Below are 7,292 nucleotides of genomic sequence, written 5' to 3'. Positions count from 1 at the left end.
CCATCACCTACACCTTTGAGGCAGCGTCATGAGAGGAGGCCCCCGGCGGCCGGGACGCGCTTCCGGCCGCCGCGGGCCACGCGGCTTGGCAGCGTTCCTTGGAGCGGTCGTTCTCGCGAGCCTTGCTCTCATCCTGGCGGGAGGGCAAAGCATTGGTCCGTGCCTCGTCTCCGAGTTTCGTTACCAACAGGCAAGAGATGCCCACGACGCCATGGACGCCGGTGGGAGCTCCGAGGAGGAGGCCCGGAAATGGGACAACCCCAACCAGGCCGCCTGGCTCAGCGTCGATGGAACGCCCATCGACTATCCGGTGGCCCAGGGAGCCAAGCAGGAGCCCGGGTTCTACCTCGCCCATGATCTTTGGGGGCAGCCGTCACAGGTAGGATGCCCCTACCTGGACTGGCGCTGCAGCGTCGCAGATACCCACGCCCTCATTTACGGCCATCGGGTTGGTACCACCGACCTGCAGTTCTCTCCCATCGCCAACGCTTGGGACCAGGGGGTCTTCGACGCCCTTGGAGCGGCCACGCTCGAGACGCGAACGGGCACGAAATCCTACGTGCCCTGCTTCGCCCTCAAGGTCGACAAGTCATACGAGCAGATCCAGCGCTTCTCGATGAATCGGGATGAACTGCGCTCGTGGCTCGAGGACATGCTCGGCGAGGCATCGGCCGCAAGCCCGCTCGCACAAGACCTGTGTCGACATGCCACAAAAGCACTCACGCTGGCCACCTGTGCCTCATCACAGGCCGGCCAGCGTGAGAGAACGCTGCTCGTATTTGTTGGGACGTCCGCCTAGGAGCGCCTGATGGCCTCGAGCACGAGGGCGGCAACGTCCTCTACGCGCTCGGGATTCACGCACTCGGGAACGTCGTCGGCGGTACCGGCGCAGGCGCGCGACTCGCCGGGACCCATGCCCATGACGGTCACGGAACGGAGGTGACGGCGCATGAACATCGTGGCATCGCTGTTTGCCCACGGACGAGCAGCCTGGCCGAGGGCCATGTGCAGGTCGTCGGCGACGGACTGGAGAACGTTGCCAAAGCGACGGTCGCTGCGGCGCGGGGTGCCATAGCCCTCTTGGGTGAGCATCGTGAGGTCACCGGCACCAACACAGTCGAGGTTGATGACGATGGCGCCGCGCAGGGCCTTGCGGTGGGCGGCCACGAACTCGGCGGCACCGGCGTTGCAGAGGTTGGAGGCACCCGTGGCAACGAACCAGATGTCATGGGTCTTTAGGTCGTCGTCACCCATGGCGAGGATGGCATCGCGCAGGTCGCGGTTGTTGGCAGAGGCGACAAACTCCGAGGGAGCCGGGGCCTCGACGCCCTCATAGGACGAGAGGTCGTAGGACTGATCGGCCTGTTGGCCGGACGCAGGGGCAACATCGGAAGCATGGGTCTGCTGCTCGACGGGCTGTTCGCTTTCGGCATCGTCGCTAGAGCCACGACCGGGAACGGACGGGAGCTTGTCCTTGAGCTTGCGCAGGTTCACGTTGAGCGCGGCGCCGCCCTTCCAGTGGCCGCCCTGGCTGTCGTTGCCAAAGTTGTCCCACGAGCCGATGTTCTCGCCCGAGGTCTTGGCATCGTAGTTGTCATCGACGCCCAGCCACTCGGACATCGACTCCTGCTGCTTGTTCTTCCTGCCAAGGAAGCCAAGGCCGCGGTGGCCAGAGGCCTTGGCAGTCTGGGGAGTGGCGGGCTGCGGAGCCGCGGGGGCGCTCAGGACCTCGATGTCATCCGGCGCGGTGGGCTGAACCTGCTGGCGCGCGGGAGCCGTAGCCACGCGGGTGGCCTGCTGGCTGGCATCGGCGAGGCGCTGGGCCATCTGCGAGCGGGACGGAAGCTGCTGCTGAGCGGGCGCGGCATAGGCTCCGAGGGCGTCAATGCCAGAGTTCTTGGGGTCGGGCAGATCGAACAGGGCCGCACGGCGAGCAACGTTGGAGACGTTCTGCCTGCGCGTGGGCTTGTAGGAGCTCTTGCCCCAATCGGGGTCGGAGATGGCCGCGGGGGCAGGGCGCGTGGCACGGGGAGCCTCGGAGGCGTCGTTGGCATCCTCGGGGGCCATGGTGAAGAGGCCTGAGTGATCCGTCTCGGTGAGGGGACCCTCCTCGGCGTTCTGGCCGTCCTCGAGCTGGCTCATGTCGGCCTGGACATTCGCGGCAGGCGCCGTCTCAGAAACGTCCTCCGTGTCGATACGCGGGGCGGAGACGGGCTCCATCGGGCAAGTGGCACCAGCGGGCTCGTCATCGGAGGCGGGGGCGTCGTCGTCCTTGGTGGGCTCAGGCGCGGCCAGGTCGCGCGTCTCGTCGGAAGGAACGACTACGGGCTCGGCCGCACGGGTGGCGTCGACGTCACCTGGAGTGACATTGTCCGCGGGAGCAGCCTGGGGCTCGGGCTCGTCCTCGGCGGCAACGTCAAAGGAGCGGGTCTCATCGGCCGGCTCGGAGACAGGTGCCGGCACGGGCTTGGGAGCAGGCTTTGCCACGGGGACCATGCGGACCTCGGGCTCGATGTAGGTGATGGAGCAGGTCTCGGGAAGAATGCCAAGCTCGCGAATCACCTGCTCGCCATGGCGAACGCCCACGACCTCCTCGACGACGCGGCGCATCTCGGGCTCGGCGGGCTCCTGCTCGGCCTCGTCGGCCTGTTCCTCAGCGGCCTCAGCAGGCTTGAGGCCACCCTTGCCCTGCGTCGCGCGGTCGAGCACGCCAAGCATGGCGGCCACGGAAGACTTGTTGTCAACAGCGCCGGAGGTGTAGGGGGTAAAGCGGCTGGCGATGATGCACGCGCCCCAGATCACGAGCGGCAGGGAGGCAATGATGCCAATGATCCAGAAGGTGCGGCGGGCGGCCTCGGGAAGGAAGACGAACAGCTGCAGGATTGTGCAGGCGGCAACGGCGATCATGAGGTACATCGAGTAGGAGGCGAGGTACTTCTTGATAACCGCGATCTTGGGGTTGGCCAGGGGGTCAACGCGCGCCGTGTCGTAATGGGCAACGATCACGATGGGGCGGTTGCGCAGCTCGGGCTCGACCTCGGCCTCGCGATAGCCAACCACGTTCTGGCTGTGGGCGCGCGAGCCCAGCTTGCCAAAGACGTCCTTGCCGCTGCGGACCATACCCAGCAGCGCGATGGAGCCAAAGACCAGTACGAGGCCAATGATCGTGGCAACGATGTTGCCCAGACCAACGAGCAGCATGCCAAGGAACATCGCCACGAGGGTCGCGCCATAGGGAAGTTTGCCCAGGCTCGGGGCAGTAAAGTCCTGAATCTCAGGGGCAAGGCCCTGAGCTGCGAACTCATCGGCCAGTTTGTGGGCGCAATCGAGCTCTTCCTGGCTTCCCGCGGGCGCAATGCCAACTTCGGTATTAAGACGCTCGAGGTAATCCTTCGTGATGCTCATCCGTTCACCTTCCAAATAGCGGCTGGCCGCTAGGTACAGTCATGCTAGAGAGTATACGTCTACCTCGCGCATTCGCGGGACCGGGGGCAACTCCTGCACACGACCAGCGCCGCGGGCAGCGACTATCCCCGCCCAAACGCATCGAAGCGCTCGTCTACGCAGGCGCGGCACCGCTCGTTGCCGCACGGGCGAGCACGCCCTGATACTTGCGCACCACTGCATCGGCATCGGCGGCCTTGGCCGCAGACTCCGCATATTTCTGGCGCTCGGCAGACGTAAGACGGGCGTAGGAATCCACAAAGATGTCTGAGAGGTTTGCGGGCAATGTGGCGGCAAACGTGGCGGCCTCGGCATCAGCGGCGTTGTACTGGCTCACAAGCTGGCCCGCGCGCTCGAAGTCGCCCGAGACCACGGCCGAGTCGGCGTCGAGCATAAGCTGGGCAGCCTCGGCCCTCTTGGCAACATAGGACTCGTAGACGGCGTAGTCGGCATCGCCAAATGCTTGCTTTGCCTTGCCAAGAAGGTCGCTCGCCTCGGCAATGAGTGACGCTGCCTCGTTGTCGAGCGACACGGCAACGTTGGCATCTTGGATCTGCGTCTGCTCGCCCGCGAGGAACCGGGCGTACTCGTTGGCGGCGTCGCTCGCGGACTTCGCCTTCTCGTCGGCGCTCTCAAGCCTGTCCCGCGCCTGACCAAGCAGGCCCAGCGCAGACGAGACCGCGTCGTCGACGTCCACGATCACCTCACCGGCGCCAATCATCCCACGGCGTGCCTCGATGGATGCAGAGAGGGCGTCGAGCACCTCCCTCCCGGAGTCGTCGAGATGGTCGGCCAGGGCCTGGGCGCGTTCGAGGTGAGACGAGGCCTCCGTGAGCAGCGAGGTCGCGGAGTCAATCTTTTCCGAGAGCCCCTCATGGGAGGAGGTGTCACCGCCAATCTGGGACGAGACGGCCTCGTTGAGCGGAACGATGGCGGCGTCGGCCTGGGCAACGCAATCGATGGCATCGCCAAGCTCGGCTTTTGCCCTTGAGGCGCTCGAGAAGTGGCTCCACAGGAGATAGCCGGCGCCCCCAAGGGCGCCCACCACGAGCACCACGATGAGGACGCGCAGGCCAAGGGGAGTCGCCACGCGGCCACACGGGCGAGCGCGGCGGCGGTGCGGGCGGGCAAAGGAGCCCGCTCGGTGGGAGGCATCATGCAAGCCGCGAGCGGCGTCACGCCTGCTTCTTTTCACATTCGTCCCCTCGCGCAAGCGCCGCGGCGCATAAAGCTTCATAATCTACGAGAGACGGGACACTAACCCGTCCACCACATGGTACCAGCATGAAGACGGGCCCACTCAAGGCAGGGGGAACGGCATGGCTAGGCAGTCGTCAAAAAAGGGGCAGACACTCGGACATCGAGACATCACACGCGCTCGTGTGGCCTTCAGATTTCTCGACAGCAGCACGGCCCTGAACACCGACTACATCTATGACCACTTCTACAAGGGCTCGGTGACAAAGACCTCGCTGCACAAGACGCTCAAGCGCGACCGCGACGAGCTGGCAAGCGAGGGCATCTACCTAGTCGAGGAGCAGGACGGCACCGCCAAGAAGTGGCACCTCGACGAGCAGCGCACGCGCAGCGACAAGATCCTCAGCAAGAGGCCGGCCATTCCCAGCGACGACGAGCTTCTGGCCCGCGGCTTCACCAAGTCGGACATCGACAAGCTCAAGATCATCGAGGAGTACGAAAAGAACCTCGACGACGCGGCTTGCATCTACGCCACCCTCATGCGCGCCCTTCTCGACGACCCACAGACCACCAACCCGCGCGACCTCGGCTTTGCCATCGCCCGTCTGGCGCTGGGGACGGGCCGCGGCACCGGAGGCGTTGCCCCGCAGAAGGCTCCCTCTGAGGGTGGCAGGCACCTCTCCTACTTCACCAAGGCGCGCTACGAGCGCAAGCCCATCAAGATGATGTATCGCGCCAAGGCCGACGACGCCCCCATCGAGCGCGCCCTCAAGGTCTACGGGCTCTTCACGTTCCAGGACGGCATCTACGTGGTTGGCTCACGCTCCAAGAAGGACGAGGCCGACAGCATCCGCACCTTTAACCTCGAGCGCGTCGAGGGCGAGCCCATCATCCTCGAGGACGAGCCCACTTACGAAATCCCCGCAGACTTCAGCGTCGACAAGTACCGCAAGCTTCCCTTTGAGATTGGTCCCGGCGACAGCGAGGGAAGGTCAATCAGCGTCACGTTCTACTTCCAGCGCGGCGTCAAGGAAAGCCTGCCCGACCGCATCAAGAAGCGCGACTCGTTCAAGACTCACCAGGGCGGCAGCGCAGAGCTCACACTCGACGGCGTGCGCGACATCGACAGGGCCGCGCGCTGGGCAATCACCATCGGAGCCATACCGCTCGACCCACCTGAGCTTGTGGGCAAGTGGGAGGAGCTTCTCGAGGAGGCACGGTCATGACGAACAAGCCAAAGAGGCGCGGGCCGGGGCGTCCGCGCGAGCATCGTCTCGCCGAGGACCTCGCGGTGGCGCTGACGCTGCAGCGAAACGGCTACGTTACCAGCTATGGCGACCTCGCCCAGCTGCTCATGCCCAACGAGGACTACGAAAAAGCAAAGGCACGAATCCAGGAGATCGTCGAGAACCTCGACAACACGAGCAGCCTTGGCGAGGGCGACTCCAAGCCCATCAACATCGTCACCAGCACCATCAACTCGGACACGGACAAGCGCGTCGTCTCGCACATCAACGACGAGGGAAGGCCTCGCACCCGAGGCATCCGCCTCTCCCCGCAGCAGGCCGCGGCGTGCAGCGAGGCCTTCTGGCGTCTTGGCGTTCCGCGCACCAACATGACCCGCGCAATCATCGAGAAGACACTCTACCCCGAGAACCTCGAGCTCAAGCCCGCCGACAACGAGTCCCTTCTCGAGAGCAACGAGCTCGTCTACCTCAAGTACTGCGCCTACTCCATCATCAAGGCCAAGCCCGGCAGGGACGAGAACCACGTGAGGCAGCTCCCCGTCAGCTTCCTCTATGATGGCGAGAACGACGCGGACTTCAAGCGGAAGTCGACGCGCCTCGTCATTCCCCTCACGATTCGCCTCAAGGACGGCGAGTGGGACATCGACGCCTTCGATTGCGACGCAAGGGACAACCGCACCTACCAGCTGAGCCGCATCACCGACCTCAAGCTTGTGGGCTCATGCAGCAGGGACGCGGACTATCGGGAGGCCGTGGCCTCCCAGGCACCCTGGGAGTGGGACGAGGACGACTACGTGAGCATCACGTACCTGGATCCCGCAGACGTCGACTCGCTCAACTTCCTCCTCTCGCTTGACGGCGCGGCCTATTCGCATGAGAAGAACGGTCTGTCGGTAGTCAAGATTCCCTACAATCGCGGCGACTGGCTCCCCCGCCAGCTCCTCTCGCTGCAGGGCAAGATCAAGATAGACGAGAGCGGCAAGAAGGCCCCAGAGCTTATCGAGGAGATGCAGGAGGTCGCCAAGCACGACCTGCTGGAAGCGAAGAAGGTACGCGCCCGCAAGGCGCCGGCCACCGAGAAGTAGGCGCTCCCCGCCGCCAGCAAGACGAGGACGCAACACCAGTTAGCACTCAAACGCAAGGGCGCCCGGTGCGAGACCATCCGCACCGGGCGCCCTGCTCGTCTACTTGTGGCTCGCGCACCAAGACTCGAGGTAGCGGCCAATCGTGTCGGTCCCCAGCGTCGTCACGTTCGAGGTGGGCATCGACTTGAGAAACACCTTGCCATAGCCCTTCGAGCTCACGCGGCTGTCGGCAAGCACGAGCACGCCCGAGTCGCTCGACGAGCGAATGAGGCGTCCCGCCGCCTGCTTGACGGCCAGCACCGCCTCGGGCAAGCTCCAC

General features: G+C 64.9%; 6 protein-coding genes. 3 read left to right on the top strand and 3 right to left on the bottom strand.

The annotated features are described in order from the left end of the window. Positions 1–211: 211 nt before the first annotated feature. Complete coding sequence (locus tag AC1VTH_RS05345; protein ID WP_481335114.1) at positions 212–799, top strand: hypothetical protein; 588 nt, start codon at positions 212–214, stop codon at positions 797–799. On the opposite strand, the gene AC1VTH_RS05340 is transcribed toward AC1VTH_RS05345, so the two are convergent. Further along, entirely contained in the window at positions 796–3,405 is a 2,610-nt protein-coding gene (locus AC1VTH_RS05340) for a M28 family peptidase (RefSeq protein ID WP_481335113.1), read from the bottom strand. The two genes, AC1VTH_RS05345 and AC1VTH_RS05340, sit on opposite strands and share 4 nt — an antisense overlap. Positions 3,406–3,559: 154 nt before the next feature. After that, positions 3,560–4,534, bottom strand: a complete 975-nt coding sequence (locus AC1VTH_RS05335) for a hypothetical protein (RefSeq protein WP_481335112.1) — start codon at positions 4,532–4,534, stop codon at positions 3,560–3,562. Between the two features lie 292 nt (positions 4,535–4,826). Between AC1VTH_RS05335 and AC1VTH_RS05330 the strand changes: the two genes are divergently transcribed. Continuing rightward, entirely contained in the window at positions 4,827–5,867 is a 1,041-nt protein-coding gene (locus tag AC1VTH_RS05330; RefSeq protein WP_481335111.1) for a helix-turn-helix transcriptional regulator, read from the top strand. Next, complete coding sequence (locus AC1VTH_RS05325; protein WP_481335110.1) at positions 5,864–6,973, top strand: WYL domain-containing protein; 1,110 nt, start codon at positions 5,864–5,866, stop codon at positions 6,971–6,973. Before AC1VTH_RS05330 ends, AC1VTH_RS05325 begins: the two co-directional genes overlap by 4 nt. 99 nt (positions 6,974–7,072) lie before the next feature. On the opposite strand, the gene AC1VTH_RS05320 is transcribed toward AC1VTH_RS05325, so the two are convergent. Beyond that, positions 7,073–7,292: helicase C-terminal domain-containing protein (locus tag AC1VTH_RS05320; RefSeq protein ID WP_481335109.1), on the bottom strand; the 220-nt coding region annotated here is incomplete at its 5' end.

The sequence above is a fragment of the Parolsenella sp. genome, assembly GCF_982402205.1.
This window is presented reverse-complemented; position numbering and strand designations above follow the sequence as displayed.